A 16,980-nucleotide genomic window follows, 5' to 3' on the forward strand; every position below is an offset into this window, starting at 1 on the left:
AACGACAGACTGGTGAAAGCCACACCCGGCACCCCTGGGTGAGCCAACCCTACGAATGGCTCGCTCAGCCCGATCAACAAGGTAGGGACTGGTGACTGGTTAATGTGATCGCCTCGTCCACGCCCACGGCGTAGTCCCACCGAAACCGCAAGAAGTAGCAGTGGCTCCGCGGTTGCGCATGTGGCCCGCGGTGCCCATCAACACCGGCGGAGTGACCGAGAGCTCCATCTGCGAAGCCACACTCACAGAGGCCCAGCAGAAGGCCATCGGGGTGTGGGGGAACCGATGTCTGGCAAGGGCGAGGTCAGCTGCCACTTCTCCATGACCCCGGACGAGGACAATCCGGCCGGCTACGTGGTCTCCGTGTTCAAGAACGAGGAAGCCCTGCTGGAGACCGCCGACGGAACAGACCCCAGCCCCACGAAGGCCGTGCCGGTCACGGTGAAGGGACGCGGTGCGGCCCGCCAGGTCATGTACGGCGACGACTGGCGGGCGTCGCTCACGGTGGACATCGGTGCCGGTCAGTTCCTCTTCATCGAGAGGTACTCACCCGCTCACGTGGTGTCAGAGCAGGATCTCAATGCCCAGGCACGCATAGCGGCCGAACAGGTGTTGGAAAATCTGGAGAAGGCGAGCGCCGAGGGCGCGTGACTGCCTGGATTCGTCGACAGTGGTCAGCGGAGGCTTTCTAAAGATCGGCGACGCTGCCGATGATTGCGTCGGCCAGGGCGACAGCATCCGCATCAGGCACTCGGTCGCGTCGTCCTGGTCCGTGCTTGCCGTAGAGCACGCGATCTGCCAGGCGTTGCCGGGCCACGCCAGGCGCCTTCTGGCCCCAGTTATAGGAGTCGCTGTTGCAGAACTGATGGGCAAGGACGAGGTTGCCCAGAGTGTCGGTGCCACCGGCCACGATCTCGACGACGTGGTGGACACTCGGGGAGCACGGATGCGGCTGTTTGAAGGCTCCGTTGACGGGGGTGTGGCAAATCGCACAACACCAACCATCGCGTTCGCCGATCTGCTCAAGCGTGTAGCTGTCCCGCCGGCCGTTCTCGCGTATGCGCCGTGCCCGCCGCCGGTTTTGCCGCCGTTTGATCGCCCGATGACGTTCAGCCTTTTGTTCTCCCTCGGTGAGCTGAGACCACCTGTCGGGATCGAGGACGATGAACTGCCATTGGCCGGGCCGGCCCTCACCGACCTCGACAACATGGCGGGGCATTCCCGGGTTCCGCTCTTCGCCTGACGTGGTGGCAGGGTAGTTGTCGTCCATGGGCCCTCAGATTGCCTTCTGGCTTCGCAGGTTTCCGGGGGGCACGAGAAGAGTGTGGCGTGCCCGTGCCACGTCAAGCAGCCTGGCACGGAGCGTTTCCCTCGTCCGGCCACGGGTCTTGATCGCGTGGCAATTGGCGCAGAGGGCGATCATCTGACTGGGGTGGTCACGTCCACCGCGGGCAAGGTCCTCTATGTGATCGATCTCGAGTAGCGGATCGCCGGTATCGGTTACATCGGCAGGTTGACCGGTGCAGGCCGGGTTCTCGCAACGGCCCTCGCTGCGTAGGAGGACCGCGCGCCGGGCGGAGCCGGATCTTATGGGGTTCGCCAAGGTTCGGATCGTGCGTCGCCCTTGGTTCTCGTCCTCGCGATGCTCGACGATGCGGCAGAGCCGCTCGTACTGCGCGGCCACGACAACCGCCTGCGGTATTCCGGTGTCTCCCGGATCCGAGACGTCGTCGGCCACCCCTTCGTCGTATAGCCCGACGTCAGTGAGCAACAACCTGTAATCCAGGCCCTCAAAGTACCGGATCAGAAGCGCGTCTATCGACGCGAGGCGGGCTTCGCCCGAGCGCTGTAGGAGGTCGTACTCCGGCTCGGGCAGTCCACCGCGCGGCCGGTTCTCGGCGTACCAGCGTCTGAGAGCCGTGTCTCCGCGAGCGGGAGGTACCGCACTGGAGTGGTCCTGCAGTTCCCACAAGCCAGCGTAGTAGAGAGCCGAGATCGGGTAATCGGGACGGGGGCGCTCGCCCCGCAGGCCATGGCGATTCAGAAGATCCTGGAGTGGCTTCTCAGTTTCGGGCCAGGGCAGCAGACGTGATTCTCCTCGGCGAGCGCGTCCGATAGCCCAGAGGAGGGTGATTGGTTGGTATAGAGCGGGCTGACCCGAGGCCCGGTTTACTCTGAGGTTGGCGATGGCATCGAGGAGTGCATCAGTTCGCGAGGCGCCCTTGACGGGATCGTCCACGACCGTGAAGCTGAGTCTGCGGAGTAGCCGAACGGCATGGTCCGCACCCCCGGAAAGACCCGCAGGGGAAAGGCACTCCTGGCCTGGCAGATAGCCATGGGCGACGCCTACGATTGCCTTCGAGTCGTAGAACCTGCCGTTGTGGGACAGCAGGTAGCGACGTGCTTCACCGAAGCCATACTGGTGTAGGAATCCCTCACGACCGAGTGAGTCGCATTCCTCGATCGCCCGTAGGACCTCGGAAGCCGTGATGTCCGTCAGCGCCATGCAGTGCACAGTAGGCGACGCCACCGACAGTCGGTGCTGTGCTTCTTCGTACAGCATGGGTTTATGCTCCGCCGGTGACATCGCCGAATCGCTTCCAGCTCACATTTGACGGGCGCTCCTATGCCGTTGCGGTCGACGGCCAGGACGTGAGCGAGCACGTAGCCGCGGTGGACGTCCACGCTGTGCCACACGACCTACCTCGCGTCCTGCTGCACCTGCGACCGACCGGATCGTGGCCGACCGCACTGGATCTGCTTGCTCAGGTTGAGATCGGCACGCCCCCGGACCCGGGTCCTGCTGCCGCCGCCTTCCTGGAGGCTCTGGATCCGCTCGAGGTCGAGCGCGCTGCCCTCGCCCGGATGGACATGGAGAACGTGCCGGGTGGCGGTACGGCGGCGGTGCTGCGGCAGTTGGCGGAGTGGGCCCGTGGGGCTTGAGCTCTCCGGTGTGCGCCGTGTCGTCGAGAGGATGCTCGATGACGAGTTGCGGCTCTGGCGCGATCCGGACGGCGGCGCGGACGATGTACTCAACGAGACGACCGGCCTGCTGGAGCCCCCCGATGGTGCTGGCGAAGTCGTGTGGGAGGGGCGCGGGGCCGTGGTGCCCATGGGTCAACCTGCTCTGCTCGTGCCGCTCGACGGCTCCATCGCGCAGATGCCGACCACTACCGCGTATCAGGCCATGCTGCCCATCGCGGCCCCCTGCGCGAGCCCGGGCGACCTGTTGACCGTCATCAGCTCGTCCCGGGACCCTCAGCTCGTCGGACGCCGCTTCCGTGTCGGTGACACCGCCGTGGGAACGTTCGCTGTCGTACGCCTCGTCCGTCTTCAAGTCCTCAGCTGAATGACGCGCAGCTGCTGGTTACCCGCTTGTCCGGATGTGACGGCTGCCCGCGTCACCGTGGTCGATTACTTCCGGTGGCGGTCCGGATCGTAGATCGCGGGCAGGAACGGCTTGATGCCCAGGGCGTAGAAGCCGTACTCAAGCTGCTGGTACCAGCTGCGATTGCTCTCCAGTTCTTTGGCCACCTGAACCGGCACGCCGCCAGGGTGGTCTTCCGTGGACACCATCACGACGAACGAGCTGCCCATGTCGCCGGGGTCCGATGGATTGCCGATCACAGTGAATTCCCAGGTCGCGGCACCAGGTACGTCCGACACAGCCGCAAGCCGCTGCAGGACGAACGTCGGCTGCTCCAGCAACACCCCGGACTGGGCCCGGATTGCGAATGCCTCTGCCTCCACGATGCGCCACGGGGGCTCAGGGCCTGTGTGGTGCACATCGGAGAACAGTGCATCCCGTAGCCGGGAGTACTCGGCGGCTGTACTCGCCAGGCGCCGCGTGTCCTCGGCCAGTTCTCGTCTGTTGTCGCAGCTCTCCAGCAGTCCGCGCAGCCTGTCGAGTCGGCCGCGGACCCACGGCTTGAGGAACCGTTCCAGAGCGTCCAGGCGATACGCGTCATCGGCGGACTCGGCAACGAGCAGGGCGCCACGATAGAGGGCCTGGTACCTGTCAACGAGATCCACTGCAACCCTCCCCCGAAGTCGTCTGATCACGATATCCGTCACCGTGCTTGTGAGTGAGCCGCTCGTCCGATGGGCTGGAAGATGGTCGACCGACTGATCGCAGTGGACCGGGCGGGTCATTTAGGCTCCGCCATGGCCTCGGTGAATCCGCATCCCAACGCTCATCCCGACGCGACCGCGTTTCGGGACCCGATTGAGCTGGCTGCAGCGCTGTCGGGCATGGGGCCGGCTGTCCGGGCCCGTACGCGGGCGATCACCCGGCACCACGCGATGCTGCTACGGGTCCGGATCCAGAAGAACGCCTCCGGGCGGCCAGGGCCGAACGTGATCACTGGGCAGTACCGGGCGTCGTGGGATGTGAAGGTGACCATGGCCGGTGGTCGGGTTAGTGCCGTGGTCTTCACGGATGCTCCGCAGTCGCGGCGGCTGGAGTACGGGTTCGTCGGTGTCGACCGGTTGGGGCGGCAGTACCGGCAGCCGCCGTACCCGCACATCGAGCCGGCGTTCCGGCAGACCGAGCCGGGGTTCCTGGAGGCCCTGCGCACGGGGGTGCTGCCGCGATGAGTCTCCCTCGGCTTCCGCTGACTCGGGCGCTCGTGAACGTGCTGGCCGCAGGCACCGGACGGCCATGCGGGCTCGGCGTCTTGCCGCGGGCGCCGGACGGGCAGGCCGCGGCCTTCCCGTATCTGATCCTCGACAGCCTGCCCGGCGAGTTCTCCGGCCCGTCCTTCGCCGACTGGCAGGCGGACGCAGCCTGGACGTACCAGGCGACGAGCGTCGGCGAGCGGGCGGACCAGGTGCAGTGGCTTGGCGACCGGGTCCGCGCGACGCTCTTCGACCGGACGCCCAGCGGGTGGCGTACGGAGATCGTCGTCCCCGGGATACGGGTGATCGACCGGGAGTTGACCCACGACGCCGACGGAGAACCGGTTGACGGTTCGCAGGGCAGTATCGTTACCTACGTGCAGCGGTTCACGATCACCGTGACACCCGCCTGATCCTCTTCTCACCGCGGAGCCACGCGGACGCCCGGCCGACGAGCCCGGCGCAGCACCCGTCTGGGAGTGCACCGTGGCTCAGCAGCGCTTCATGCGGCGCGGCATCACTAAGATCTACTGGTTGAAGAGCGTCGCAGCGGCGACGAAGATCCCCAGCCGCGCGGAGCTGTCCGCGCCGAACGCAACCGATCTAACCGAGGCGATCAGCGACGTCGACGGCTGGTCGCTGACGAACGAGGCGATCGAGACGCCGGACATGGCGTCGACCTTCTCCTCCTCCATCCCCGGCAACGACAAGGCCGACAACTCCTCGATCACCTTCTACGAGGACCAGCTCAGCGACAACATCGAGACGCTGCTACCCAAGGGCGCGATCGGCTTCGTTGTCTTCCTGCGCAAAGGCGACATCCCCGGGTCGAAGTCGATGGACAGCTTCCCCGTGCAGGTGGCCTCCCGCGCCGCGCAGTACAACGCGGGCAACGAGGCCGCGAAGTTCCAGGCCATCTTCTCCATCACCTCCCCACCGGCGCTGGACGCCGCTGTCCCGGCCGCCTCGACGGGAGGCAGCTGATGGCCGGCGCGACCAAGGGTGCGGTGACCTGGGAGCAGAAGATGGAGCGGCTGCGCCGCCGCTCCCTGCCAGAGCGCGTTCTGCAGATCTGCGACGACGCAGCGCTGCGGGCAGAGTACGACGAGGCCAAGCGGGCCGCCGACCGCGCCCGGCTGCTCGCCGAAAGTGACGCAGAGAACGGTGTCTTCGCCGAGCGGGCCCGGCTCGCTGCCGAGCGCTACGAGGCGGCGTCCGACGCGCTGAACAGAGAGTCCGTCTACCTCACGTTCCGCGCGCTGCCGCGCCCGGTCCTCGAGGAGCTCCTGCACGCGCATCCGCCGACTGACGACCAGGCGGCCGACAGTGCGGCGTTCAATCCCGACGCCTTCCCGGCCGCTCTCATCGCCGCGTCCAGTACGGACGGAATGAGCGAGGCCGAGGCGCGTGAGCTGCTGGATACGTGGTCGGCGCCGGACGCGAACGCGCTGTGGGAGGCGGCCTGGGAGGTGCAGCAGGAGGGCCGGGTCGACCGGGCCGATCTGGGAAAAGGCTGACGGCCGACCCGCGGCTGCGGGCCGAGCTGGAGCTGTGCGCGGAGTACGGCATCCCGCACTCGCAGTTCCTCGGCGGGGACGGCCGCTGGAGCGAGCTGGACCGGGCTAAGGCCATGGCCTGGCAGCAGTGGCAGCGCACGCTCTGCCCGGACTGTCGAACCCGCGCCGAGGAGTGGGACCCGGCCAAGGGCGGCCACCGGCACGCGTACGTCACGGACACCGTGCGCTGCCCGGGCTGTGAGCTGATCGCCCAGGAACGCGACCAGGTACCCGAGGGGCGGGCGGGCTATGGCATCAAGATCACGCTGCTGCCGCGGTCGGCGTACGAGGCGCTGCACGGCGACGACGCGTCGAACGGGCGGTGAGCCGGTCGCATGGCGACGTATAACCTCACCGTCCAGCTGACAGCACAGGCCAATAGCCTGATCTCCGGGCTGCGCTCGGCTGCCGATGCCGCACGCGACCTGGGCCGACGCACCCGCGACCTCGACCGCCGCCTCGCCGCACTCGACGCTTCCAGCCGACGCGCCGCCCGGCAGGTAGACCTTCTGGGCGCGCGGGCCCAGGCCACCGCCTCACGCCTCGGGACCCTCGGCGTCCGGGGTGGACAGACGGGCAGCCGTCTGCGCCGTGCGGGCAGCGACGCCGGTGTGCTGGAGCGTTCCCTCAAGGGCGCCGGTCGGCAGGCGAGCGCGCTCAGCCGGCTCCTCGCCGGAGGGGCGCTCGTCCTGGGAACCGGTCAGCTGGTCGAGGAGGGCAACCGCTACCAGCGGCAGATGAACATCTTCCAGGCGGTGACCGGAGCCACTGCCGGGCAGATGCAACGTGCCGCCTGGATGGCCAACCAGCTCGGCAACGACCTCACCCTGCCGACCACCACCGCGGCCGACGCCGCCGAGGCGATGGTGGAGCTGGCGAAAGCGGGCTTCCGCACCGACCAGGCCATCACCGCCACCCGCGCCTCACTCCAGCTCGCCTCCGCCGCCGGAGTCAACGCGGCCGACTCCGCCCGCTACCTCGGCGACATCATGGACCAGTTCGGCCTCGGCGCCGACCAGGCCGCCCGCGCCTCCGACATCCTCGCCGCCACCGCGAACAACGCCTCCGGCGGCATCATCGACATCTACTACGCCATGCGGTACGCCGGTCCGGTCGCCGCCGGCCTCGGCGTCAGCATGGAGGACGCGGCCTCGGCAGTCGGCATGCTCGGCAAGGCCGGCATCCTCGGCCAGACCGCCGGCACGGCCCTTCGCAGCATGATGGCCAACCTCGCCGCCCCCACCAAGGAGATGCGCGACGGGCTGAAGGCCCTCGGCATCGAGGCATGGGACACCCAAGGCCGGTTCAAGGGCCTTCGCTACGTCATCGAGGAACTCTCCCGCGCCCAGCACGAGATGTCGCAGCAGGACTTCACCGCCGCGGTGAAGAAGGCGATGGGCAAGCCCGCCATGTCCGGCGCCATCGCGCTCGCGCACCAGGGCACTGAGTCCTTCGACGCGCTCAACCTCGCCGTACGCGAGACCGGCGCGGCGGCGCAGATCACCGCCGCCCGCGGACAGGGGCTCGCGGGTGCGATGACGCTGCTGCAGAAGCAGACGCGGCAGACCGGTCTCGCGCTGTACGACGCGATGGCGCCGGGCCTGGAATACGTGACCCGGCTCCTGACGCGGGGCCTGTCCGGCGCGACCCCGTACCTCGTCGCCGCGATCGAGTACGGGCGGGACCTGGCGACCCTCTATGGGCCCGAGCTCAAGCAGCGGGCGCGACAGGGTCTGGGCGGGCTGATCGACGAGGCCGAGCAGCTCATTGGCCCGCTGAAGGAGATCGGCGAGGACGCTCTGGCGTCCGGGCTGAACCTGCTGATCAACGCGGGGCGCGCGCTCGGTGACGTACTGGACAACCTCGCCCAGGGCGCGGAGCCCATCGCCGACGCCCTCGGGGCGCTCGCGGACGACTCCGGTGGCGCGGCGAACGCCCTGGACATCCTTGTCACCGTCGCGAACCTCGCCCTGTCCGCCGTGGCCGGGCTGTCGGCCGTCCTGGTGCCGGTCGGTGAGACCGTGGGCGCCGTGGTGCGTGCGTTCGCCGCGCTGCCAGGGCCGGTGCAGAGCGCGATCGCCGCGATGTTCCTGGCCCGACGGGTCACACCCATTCTGGGCGGGCTGGCCTCGACTCTGGGTGGGCGGCTCACCGGCGCGTGGCAGGGCTTCAACGGACAGATGCGCGTTCAGCAGTCCCTTGCCGCGTCGAGTGGCGCGCAGATTGGCAGGCTCAGCGCGGCTTTCGCAGTGCTCCAGACCCGGATCCCGATCGTCGGTCAGATGGGCGCGGCCTTCCGCAGCGCCCAAGGCCCAGCGACTGGCTTCACCAGCACGCTCACCGGCATGGCCCGCGCGGCCGGTGTCGGGCTGCGGGGCGCGATGTCCGGGCTGGTCGGATTCATGGGCGGCCCGTGGGGTGCCGCACTGGTCGGGGTCACCCTCGGGCTCGGGCTCCTCGCCTCGCAGCAGGAGAAGGCCGCCCGCGCGGCGGCCGAGCACGAGCAGCGGGTGAGCACCCTGACCGACGCGCTGCGCGAGTCCGGCGGCGTCATCGACGACAACGTGCGCCGGGCCGCCGCCCAGACGCTGCTGGACACGAAGGTCCGCGACGGCAAGGACAAGCTCGTCGACGTCATGGAGCGCGCCGGCGTTTCCATGACCGAGCTCACCGATGTCTACCTGGGCCAGGGCCGTTCGCTGGAAGATCTCCAGTCGGAGCTGAATGCGACCGCCGAAGCAAACGTCAAGTGGATCGCGACGCAGGGCGGCGCCGCCAAGACATACACCGACACCGGCCTGAAGGCCAAGATCGCCGCAGGCGCGCTCGGCGAGGTCAAGGGCGAGATGGCCGAGTCGGTCAAGAATGCCAAGCGCCTCGCCGACGCCAGCAGCGACACGAAGGGCGGAGCGAGCGCATACGACCGGCTCAAGACGGCCGTGGGCGCGCTCGCCGACAAGACCGCCGACGCCGACACCCGCACCCGTGCGCTCAAGGACGCCCTCGACCTGCTCTCTGGAGGCAGCATCTCCCTGCAGGCCGCCGAGGCGCGTGTGAACAGCGCCATCCTCAGCGTCAACGAGGCTCTGGACGACGGGATCGACAAGGCTGACGGCTTCGGCAAGGCCCTGCTGAACAACAACGGGACGCTCAACACCGCCACTCGCAACGGCCAGCAGCTCTACCAGTCCCTCACGTCCCTGAGCGATGCAGCCGCCGACGCCTCCGTCTCGGCGTACGCCTTGGCCCAGCAGAACAACAAGTCGCTGCCCGAGTCCCTCGCCGCTGCCCGCGCACAGATGGACAAGGCCCGGGAAGCTGCAGTCAAAGCGGCCCAAGGCTACGGGCTGACGCGCCAGCAGGCGGAGGCGGTGGCGGACAGCCTCGGCCTGATGCCGTCGAAGGTGTCGCTCCTGCTGGAGACCGAGGGCATGGACTCCACGCTTGCCGACCTCCTCGCCGTCCAGGCCGAGTTCGACCGGCTGCCGAAGGCGACCACGATCCGCGTGGACTCGCTCAGCGAGGAAGCCCAGAAGAAGCTGAAGGACCTCGGCTTCACCGTGAAGACCGTCCCCGGCACGCGCGAGATCAAGATCACTGCTCCCACGAAGGGCGCCCGCGGTGCCCTGAAGGCGCTCATCGACCAGCTCGGTACGGTCCCCGGCAGCAAGAACGTCAAGGTCAATGCCGCCACACAGGGGGCTCTCGCCTCCCTGCAGGCGATGCAGGACAAGCTGCGCACCACACCGAACGCGAAGACGGTCACGATCAGCGCGCCGACCGGAGCGGCACGCCAGGCGCTGGAAGACCTCGGCTTCAAGATCCGAACTCTGCCCGACGGCAAGGCCGAGGTCACCGTGCCGACGCAGCCGCCGCTCACCTCGGTCGGCACCATCCAGAGCGCGATCAACAACATCTACGGCCGGAACGTCGGCATCGGCGTCTTCCTTAAGCCCACTTCGTGGGACCAGGATGCCAACGGCATCCCCGACTCCATCCAGGCCCGCGCCGACGGCGCGGTCGTCGACTACTTCGCCAACGGCGGCCTCCGGGGAGTGCGACGTGAGAACCACGTCGCACAGATCGCCCCGGCCGGCTCCTGGCGAGTGTGGGCCGAGCCGGAGACGCAGGGCGAGGCGTACGTACCACTCGCTGTGAGCAAGCGCCCCCGCAGCAAGGCCATCGTCGAGGAGGTCGTCCGGCGCTTCGGCGGCGACGTCACCTGGTACGAGGACGGCGGCCTGTCCGGCTGGTCCTACAGCCCCTCCGAGGCAAGCGAACTTGTCTCGGTGTCGTCGATCCGGTCGGACTCCATGCGCACCGTGAAGAGGAAGGGCAAGGAGGTTGATGTCTTCGACCTGTCGAGGTTCGAGAAGAACCTCGACAAAGCGGTGAAGAGGACCGAGCGGTGGCGCAAGGACCTGCGGACCGTCGCCCGGCGCGCGGGCCAGGACGTGGCCGACGCACTCGAAGCCATGGGCGAGGACGGCATCGAGCTGACCAACAAGATGGCCACCGGCTCGTCGAAGTATCTCAAGGAAATGGCCTCAGACCTGGAGCGGCTGGGCCTGGTCGCGAAGGCGACCCTCGGCGACTTCACCACCCAGCTCCGGCAGGCCGTAAAGGACCAGAGCACCTTCGAGCAGAACCTGGCCAAGCTCGCCGCTCTCGGCTACGGCGACCTCGCCGCGCGGCTCGCCGAACAGGGCGACGAGGCCGCGGAGGACTTGGCCGCCGAGGCGGTGAAGAGCCCGAAGAAGGCGCGGCAGGCCAACGACGTGGCGAAGGCAGCTGCCAAGACCCTCGCGGCCGAGGACCTCACGGATCTGCTGACCATCATCAGCGCGATCAAGACGAGCACCACCGGCATCCACGCCGTCGCGGACACGACCGGCCTGGAGGAGGACCGGGTCATCGAGGTCGGCAACCTCGGCCAGTCCCGCATCAAGTCGGCGCCCGGCGCTCGCGCGACCCGGTTCCTCTCCGACCTCGCGAAGGCCAACAAGGGGCTGGCGTACGCCAACGGAGGCGTCTGGGAGCCCGGCATCTACTCCTCGCCCACCGCTCTGATCAAGTTCGCAGAGGCGAGCACGGGCGGGGAGGCATTCATCCCACTCGCACCGGCCAAGCGCGCCGCGGCGACGGCCGTACTCACCGACGTGGCCCAGCGCTTCGGACTCCAACTCGCCCCGGCAGACACCGCTCCCGTCCCCGTGCGCACCGTCGATGCCCGACCGGCAGGAACGGTCCAGGTCGTCGTCGTACGCGAGCAGCAGCCGCTGATCGGCACCATGCCCGTCACCGTCACCTCAACTCAGGCAACTCCGCAGCAAATCGGCGCCGAGGTCATGCGCCGCCTACGCAACGCCCAGCGGGGAGGCCGACTGTAATGCCGGAACTCGACGAGTGGCAGATCGAGGTCGCTGGTGTCCTCCTGGGCCCCGGAACAGACATTCCGGTCGGAGAAGTCGAGGGGCTGGGCGTCCCCGAGCTTCGTACACAGGATGTGGATAACCCGGCCGGGGGCGGCGCCTTCCCCGGCGTCGATTTGTACGGGCCGCGTACGGTCCGCATCGAGGCCGGCATCCGTACACCAAGTGATCCGGCACGCGCTCTCGACCTGCTCGCCCGCCTCCACCGCGCCGCCGACGACCCGGCGATCCGTACGGACTCCGGAGCGCAGACGGTACTGCGGCTGCGCTGGCCTGGCCGGACAACGCGCCGCCTGTACGGGCGGCTGCGCCGCGTGGAGAGCACCAGCACCGCGAGCACGCTGCACGGCTGGATCCCCCTGGACATCGAGTTCGCCGCGCTCGACCCGCGCTTCCACGCCGACGACGCCTCCGCGCTGACGCTGGCCCTGTCAGCCGATGGCCTCGGCGGCTTCCGCGCGCCGCTGGTCGCCCCGCTGACGACCGGCGTGGCGATCCCCGACGAGCGCCGCGGCTGGGTCCACAACGACGGCGACCTTCCGGCGTGGCCGTCCCTGCGGATCACCGGCCCGTGCACCAACCCCCGCATCCGGCACGTGGAGTCCGGCCGGGTGATCGAGCTCTCCGTAGCACTGAGAAGCGGCGAGTACATCGACATCGAGGCCCGGCCCGGCACGCGCTGGGTGCTGCGGAACGGCACCGGCAACCTCGCGCCCGCCCTGTCGGCGGCGTCCCGCCTGGACACCTTCGTCATCCCGCCCGGCCGGAGCGAGCTGTGGTGGACCGCCCGCGACTACACCAACACCACCCGGTTGGCCGTGACCTGGCGCGCGGCCTACGCCGCCCTGTGATCCCTATGTCCTGGAGGAGCTGTTCGTGACGCTGATCAACCCGCCGCTGCTCACCCACGGCGGCACCCACGCCGCCCGGGCCTTCCGGATGATGGTCCGCGACCTCGCCCGCGGCTCGCAAGGCGTGACCGAGGGCGACGACCTCAAGGTGCGCCAGCTCTCCACGCCCGGCGCCGGCGTACGGGTCGGGGATGGCTCCGCCGTGATCCGGGGTGCGACCTGGGGCCAGGGCTCGTACACCCAGTACAACGTCGGCGACGCCCTCGTGCCCGTCGCACCCACCGGCGCGAGCCCCCGCTCGGACCTGGTCGTGCTGCGTGTCGAGGACCCCGAGTACGAAGGCACACGCGACCCGGAGACCAACGAGATTGGCTACTTCCACGTTGTCAGTAACGTGCCGGCCACCACCACGGCCGTGCCGTCCGGTATGACCGCTATCCCGCTCGCCCGCCTGGACCTCCCGGCAAACACGGGCGTCATCACCGACTCGATGATCAAGGACGTACGGAGCATCGCGAACCCGCGCCGGGAACGCGTCCTGTTCCCGTCCTTCCCGAACGCCTCCAGCACGCTCACGTACCAGGACGGCAAGTGGCACGACTGGCCGTCGGCGGCCCGCTGGAGTATCCGTGTCCCGATCTGGGCCACCACCGCCAAGGTGATGCTCACATTCGCTGGCCTGCGCATGTCTCGGGCCGATGTCTTCGCGCAGATGCAGTCCTTCCTGGGCAGCGACCCCGGCCAGGCCACCGTCATCGACGACGACCAGGGCACCGGCACCCGCCGCAACACCGTCGTGCTCGGCGACACCATCAGCGTCTCGGCCTCCGCGCGTGGCACCACGCAAACGCTGTACGTCAAGACGTACATGTCCAAGGCAGAGACCGGCGATCTCAGCGTCGACGCTGGCACCAGCATCTTCGCGGACGTCGAGTTCTCCGAAGGCGTGTTCTGAAGCCCATGCCCGCCTACCGCTATCAGACGCACCACGCCCTGACCGGCGAGCTGCTCGCGGCCGACCTACTGCTGTCCGACGTCGAGTTCGGCCTCTCCCTCAACGCCACGGGCGACTTCTCGGCAACCCTCGCCCCACGCTTGGCGCACCTGCTCCCTACCCAGCTCGACCCCGGCAACACCCTGGTGACTGTCGAACGGGACGGCACTCTGCTGTGGGGCGGCATCATCTGGCGGGCCCAGCCAGAAGGCCCCTCCTACCCAATCGAGGCCGCGGGCTGGGGCAGCTACCTGCACCGCCGCCACGACGTCCACGGCAACCTGAATGGCCGCGGTCCGTACGTCAATGCCGACCCCTGCCAGGTCATCCGCGACGTCTGGGCCTACGCGCAATCCCAGCCCGACGGAGACCTCGGTGTCACCGTCGACCCCACCACCAGCAAGGCCACGGCCGGCACCCCGGCCGAGCCCTATCGCACCGACTGGTGGGAAGCCCCCGTCCTCGGAGAGGTCGTCGACGACATGACGCAGATCGCGGGCGGTCCCGAGTGGACGGAGACCACCGACCGGACCGTGGGTCGCGCCGCCGGACGGATCCGGCTCGGCTGGCCCCGGCTGGGCATCCGCCGCACCGACATCTCCTTCACCTCCGGCATCAACGTCGCCACCACCGTCCCCGTGGCCTACGACGCCGACTCCTATGCCCAGGTCGTCATCGCCCTCGGCGCCGGTGAGGGCCGCGGCCGCCGCCGCGCAGTCGACGCCATCCGCAACGGCCGGCTCCGCCTGGAGCACGTCCTCGACGTACCCGCGGAGAAGGCCAACGACCGGCTCGCCGCCCGCGCCCGCACCGAACGCACCGCCCGCCAGGTGCTCGGCGAGATCACAGAAATCGAGGTCATCGATCACCCCGCGGCCCCGGTCGGCTCCTGGCAGATCGGCGACGACGTGCGTGTCTCGCTGCACGACCAGTGGAGCGAGTTCGACGGATGGTGCCGCATCACCGGCTGGACCCTGCGACCGCCCCAGGGCGACGACCCCGAGCGCATCACCCTCACCCTCGCGCGTGCAGACCGCTTCACCTACGGGAGCTGACCCGCATGTCCAACGACCTGGCGCGCCTAGCAGCCCGCATCGCCGCCCTCGAGCGCCGCCTTACCCAGCAGAACCGCACCTCCCGCCTCGCTCACTCCTCCATCGAGAACGGCGCGCTGGACGTCTACGACGAGAACGGCTCCCTTCGCGCCGTCATCGGCCAGCAGCCGGACGGGACCACCGCCGTCAACATCGTCAACGGCCCACCTCCGCCGCAGCCGACCGCGCCGGTTCTTGCCCCGGCGATCGGCGGTATCGCCGTGACCTGGGACGGCACCTTCGCCGACGCACCGGCCCCGCCTCTCGACTGGGCTCGCGCCGAGGTCCACACCGCGGCCGAGGCCGACTTCATCCCGGGCCCGGCGACCCTGCGCGGCACACTCGAGTCCCCGCAGGGCGGCACCCTGATCATCACCGCGAGCGCACCGCTGTACGTACGGCTCGTCGGCCGCAACACCTCCGGCGCTGCCTCCGCACCGTCCCCGGCTGTAGGGCCGCGCGCCCCCGGCACCGTCGGCCCGGGCGACCTGGAGATCGGAGCGACCGGCAACCTCGTGCCCGACCCCAGCTTCGAGACCGGTGTCGTCGCCGGGCAGATCACCGGCCAGAACCTCGTCGTTGTGACGGAAGGCGGCAACAACTCCGCGCATGCCCTACGCATTGACAACGCGTCCTCCGGCTCCTCCCGCTCCCTCTTCTACGACCGCTTCCCGGTCACGCCGGGAGATCAGTTCTGGCTCGCCGCCGACTACAAGGTCTCAACCGACTACGCCGGAAACGGCGTCCTGCTTGCCCTGCGCTGGTACGACACGAACGGCACGTGGCTCAGCTCCGGCGTCATCTCGACCACCACCCCGACGCCCGACGACACCTGGCGCCGCCTCACCGGCCCTCTGCTCAAGGCCCCTCCCTCGGCCGCGTACGGACAGGTCCGCCTCCAGGCCACGTCCGGCACAGCGGGCGCGGTCTGGTTCGACAACATCGAGTGCCGCCCCGCCCTCACCACCGCCCCCACCGGGGCCCGCTCAGAGATCTCCCCGCTCGGCCTGCGCCTTTACGACGAGGACGGCGACGAAGCCGTCTCACTGATCACCGGCGCACCCAACTACCTCACCCTGCGTACCGACGGCGCTCCGGTCGCCACGATCGACCAGAGCGGCAACGCTGGCTTCGCCGACCTTGCGGTCGCCGGGGCACTCACGATCGGCGGCGACCCCTTCGAGACCCGTATTTCCGGCTTCGCCCGCGGCCTGGTCGCCGTCGACTACCAGGCCACTTCGGTCACCGCGGGCACTACCGACTACGGCTACGTCGAGCTGTCCTTCGACGCGGATACCAGCCGCATGTACCGCGTTGTCCTCGACTGCTACGCCGCCCCTTCGGCCGCAGGAGGCGAACTCGTCCTCGCCCTCAAGGACGCCGGCGCAAGTACCCCGACGATCTCCTCACCCCAGATCCAGTCCGCCATTTTCCCCATGCTCACGGCTGGTTTCCGCCGCATCCACCTGGAGACCATCCGATCCGGTGCGGCCTTCGGCGCCGGACTGCACCGCCTGTTGATCGCCTTCCGCTGCCAGAACGGCCCGAGCGTTCAGACCGTGCGCCTATTCGGCGGCTCGAACCACCCGGGCCTGATGTACATCGAGGACTTGGGCGCATACCTCCCCGAGACCGGCCAGTACAACACCGGCGGCGGTACGACGACCCCGCCGAAGAAGACCTACACCAAGACCTATGCGGCCTCATGGTCCGGCTCCTACGCCAACCGGGGCGCGTACAACTCCTACTACGGCAACAAGTGCCTGCAGGGCTACTACAGCTCCACCAACGGCATGCAAGCGAGCCTGATCGGCTTCCCCTCCTCCCTCGCCACCGACCTGTCCGGCGCCACCATCCAGAAAGCGGAGGTCTACCTCTACTTCGACCACTGGTACTACAACAGCGGCGGCAAAGCCGTCATCAAGGCCCACAAGCACGCCTCCCGCCCTTCGACGTTCAGCTCCGACAGCGAGGCACAGACGATCACCTGGGGCAAGAATGTCGGCAAATGGGTCGACATCACCGCGGTGTTCGACTCCACGAGCTGGCGCGGCATCGCCCTGGACCCGAACAACTCGGACAAGACCTACTACGGCCGCGCCCAGGGCGTCGGCCAGACCTACCCACCGCAGCTACGCGTCACGTACACCAAATAGCCGCCGCTACATAACCGCGAAAAATATCCCTCGCAATACTCGGGAAGCCCGTAAATTGAGTAAGCAAATTTACGGGATCCAATTTGAGCTGAAGAGTTAAATCGGACATGCGCGACCTGCGTGATGCATGTGACCTGCGACAACATGCCTCGACAGGTTGGAATCCATGGAATCGCTTGACGCCAGGATTAAGCGGACCCTTAAATGAGCGGACGCCAAGAAATGACATTCTCCTGATCTAACCAGGGACGGCCAGCCATGCCTTCAGACCGCGCTCTTA

16 protein-coding genes are annotated in these 16,980 nt (G+C 68.5%); 13 read left to right on the top strand and 3 right to left on the bottom strand.

The window, feature by feature from the left end; translation table 11 throughout:
* Positions 1 to 285 precede the first annotated feature (285 nt).
* On the top strand, positions 286 to 651 hold the full coding sequence (locus tag ACIBBH_RS33865; RefSeq protein WP_399411309.1) for a hypothetical protein: 366 nt from the start codon (positions 286 to 288) through the stop codon (positions 649 to 651).
* Between the two features lie 37 nt (positions 652 to 688).
* On the opposite strand, the gene ACIBBH_RS33870 is transcribed toward ACIBBH_RS33865, so the two are convergent.
* Positions 689 to 1,270, bottom strand: a complete 582-nt coding sequence (locus ACIBBH_RS33870) for an HNH endonuclease (RefSeq protein ID WP_399411312.1) — start codon at positions 1,268 to 1,270, stop codon at positions 689 to 691.
* Between the two features lie 6 nt (positions 1,271 to 1,276).
* Positions 1,277 to 2,506: an HNH endonuclease signature motif containing protein gene (locus ACIBBH_RS33875; RefSeq protein ID WP_399411314.1), complete on the bottom strand. Its 1,230-nt coding sequence runs from the start codon at positions 2,504 to 2,506 to the stop codon at positions 1,277 to 1,279.
* A gap of 74 nt (positions 2,507 to 2,580) precedes the next feature.
* On the opposite strand from ACIBBH_RS33875, the gene ACIBBH_RS33880 reads away from it, so the two are divergent.
* Positions 2,581 to 2,943, top strand: coding sequence for a hypothetical protein (locus ACIBBH_RS33880; RefSeq protein ID WP_399411316.1), 363 nt, complete (start codon positions 2,581 to 2,583; stop codon positions 2,941 to 2,943).
* Positions 2,944 to 2,953: 10 nt separating this feature from the next.
* Complete coding sequence (locus tag ACIBBH_RS33885; protein ID WP_399411520.1) at positions 2,954 to 3,349, top strand: DUF6093 family protein; 396 nt, start codon at positions 2,954 to 2,956, stop codon at positions 3,347 to 3,349.
* A gap of 65 nt (positions 3,350 to 3,414) precedes the next feature.
* On the opposite strand, the gene ACIBBH_RS33890 is transcribed toward ACIBBH_RS33885, so the two are convergent.
* Positions 3,415 to 4,032, bottom strand: a complete 618-nt coding sequence (locus ACIBBH_RS33890; protein ID WP_399411318.1) for a hypothetical protein — start codon at positions 4,030 to 4,032, stop codon at positions 3,415 to 3,417.
* 69 nt (positions 4,033 to 4,101) lie between these two features.
* Here ACIBBH_RS33890 and ACIBBH_RS33895 point away from each other — a divergent pair, with 69 nt between their 5' ends.
* The 10 genes from ACIBBH_RS33895 (at position 4,102) to ACIBBH_RS33940 (ending at position 16,700) form a co-directional block, all read left to right on the top strand.
* The gene (locus ACIBBH_RS33895; protein WP_399411320.1) at positions 4,102 to 4,596 is read left to right on the top strand and encodes an HK97 gp10 family phage protein; all 495 of its coding nucleotides are present in this window, start codon (positions 4,102 to 4,104) and stop codon (positions 4,594 to 4,596) included.
* On the top strand, positions 4,593 to 5,030 hold the full coding sequence (locus tag ACIBBH_RS33900; RefSeq protein ID WP_399411322.1) for a hypothetical protein: 438 nt from the start codon (positions 4,593 to 4,595) through the stop codon (positions 5,028 to 5,030). Before ACIBBH_RS33895 ends, ACIBBH_RS33900 begins: the two co-directional genes overlap by 4 nt.
* Positions 5,031 to 5,103: 73 nt before the next feature.
* Complete coding sequence (locus ACIBBH_RS33905) at positions 5,104 to 5,601, top strand: hypothetical protein (protein ID WP_399411324.1); 498 nt, start codon at positions 5,104 to 5,106, stop codon at positions 5,599 to 5,601.
* Positions 5,601 to 6,134: a hypothetical protein gene (locus ACIBBH_RS33910; RefSeq protein WP_399411326.1), complete on the top strand. Its 534-nt coding sequence runs from the start codon at positions 5,601 to 5,603 to the stop codon at positions 6,132 to 6,134. The genes ACIBBH_RS33905 and ACIBBH_RS33910 overlap by 1 nt, the downstream gene beginning before the upstream one ends.
* A gap of 113 nt (positions 6,135 to 6,247) precedes the next feature.
* Positions 6,248 to 6,499 (top strand): hypothetical protein, encoded by a 252-nt coding sequence (locus tag ACIBBH_RS33915; protein WP_399411328.1) that lies wholly within the window; start codon positions 6,248 to 6,250, stop codon positions 6,497 to 6,499.
* A 9-nt stretch (positions 6,500 to 6,508) separates the two neighbouring features.
* On the top strand, positions 6,509 to 11,563 hold the full coding sequence (locus ACIBBH_RS33920) for a phage tail tape measure protein (protein ID WP_399411331.1): 5,055 nt from the start codon (positions 6,509 to 6,511) through the stop codon (positions 11,561 to 11,563).
* Complete coding sequence (locus ACIBBH_RS33925) at positions 11,563 to 12,456, top strand: phage distal tail protein (protein WP_399411333.1); 894 nt, start codon at positions 11,563 to 11,565, stop codon at positions 12,454 to 12,456. Before ACIBBH_RS33920 ends, ACIBBH_RS33925 begins: the two co-directional genes overlap by 1 nt.
* Positions 12,457 to 12,481: 25 nt before the next feature.
* Positions 12,482 to 13,411, top strand: coding sequence for a hypothetical protein (locus tag ACIBBH_RS33930; RefSeq protein ID WP_399411335.1), 930 nt, complete (start codon positions 12,482 to 12,484; stop codon positions 13,409 to 13,411).
* Between the two features lie 5 nt (positions 13,412 to 13,416).
* On the top strand, positions 13,417 to 14,505 hold the full coding sequence (locus ACIBBH_RS33935) for a hypothetical protein (RefSeq protein ID WP_399411337.1): 1,089 nt from the start codon (positions 13,417 to 13,419) through the stop codon (positions 14,503 to 14,505).
* 5 nt (positions 14,506 to 14,510) lie between these two features.
* The gene (locus ACIBBH_RS33940; RefSeq protein WP_399411339.1) at positions 14,511 to 16,700 is read left to right on the top strand and encodes a hypothetical protein; all 2,190 of its coding nucleotides are present in this window, start codon (positions 14,511 to 14,513) and stop codon (positions 16,698 to 16,700) included.
* Positions 16,701 to 16,980: the final 280 nt, after the last annotated feature.

It is taken from the genome of Streptomyces sp. NPDC051636 (genome assembly GCF_044453765.1).
Lineage (GTDB): Bacteria > Actinomycetota > Actinomycetes > Streptomycetales > Streptomycetaceae > Streptomyces.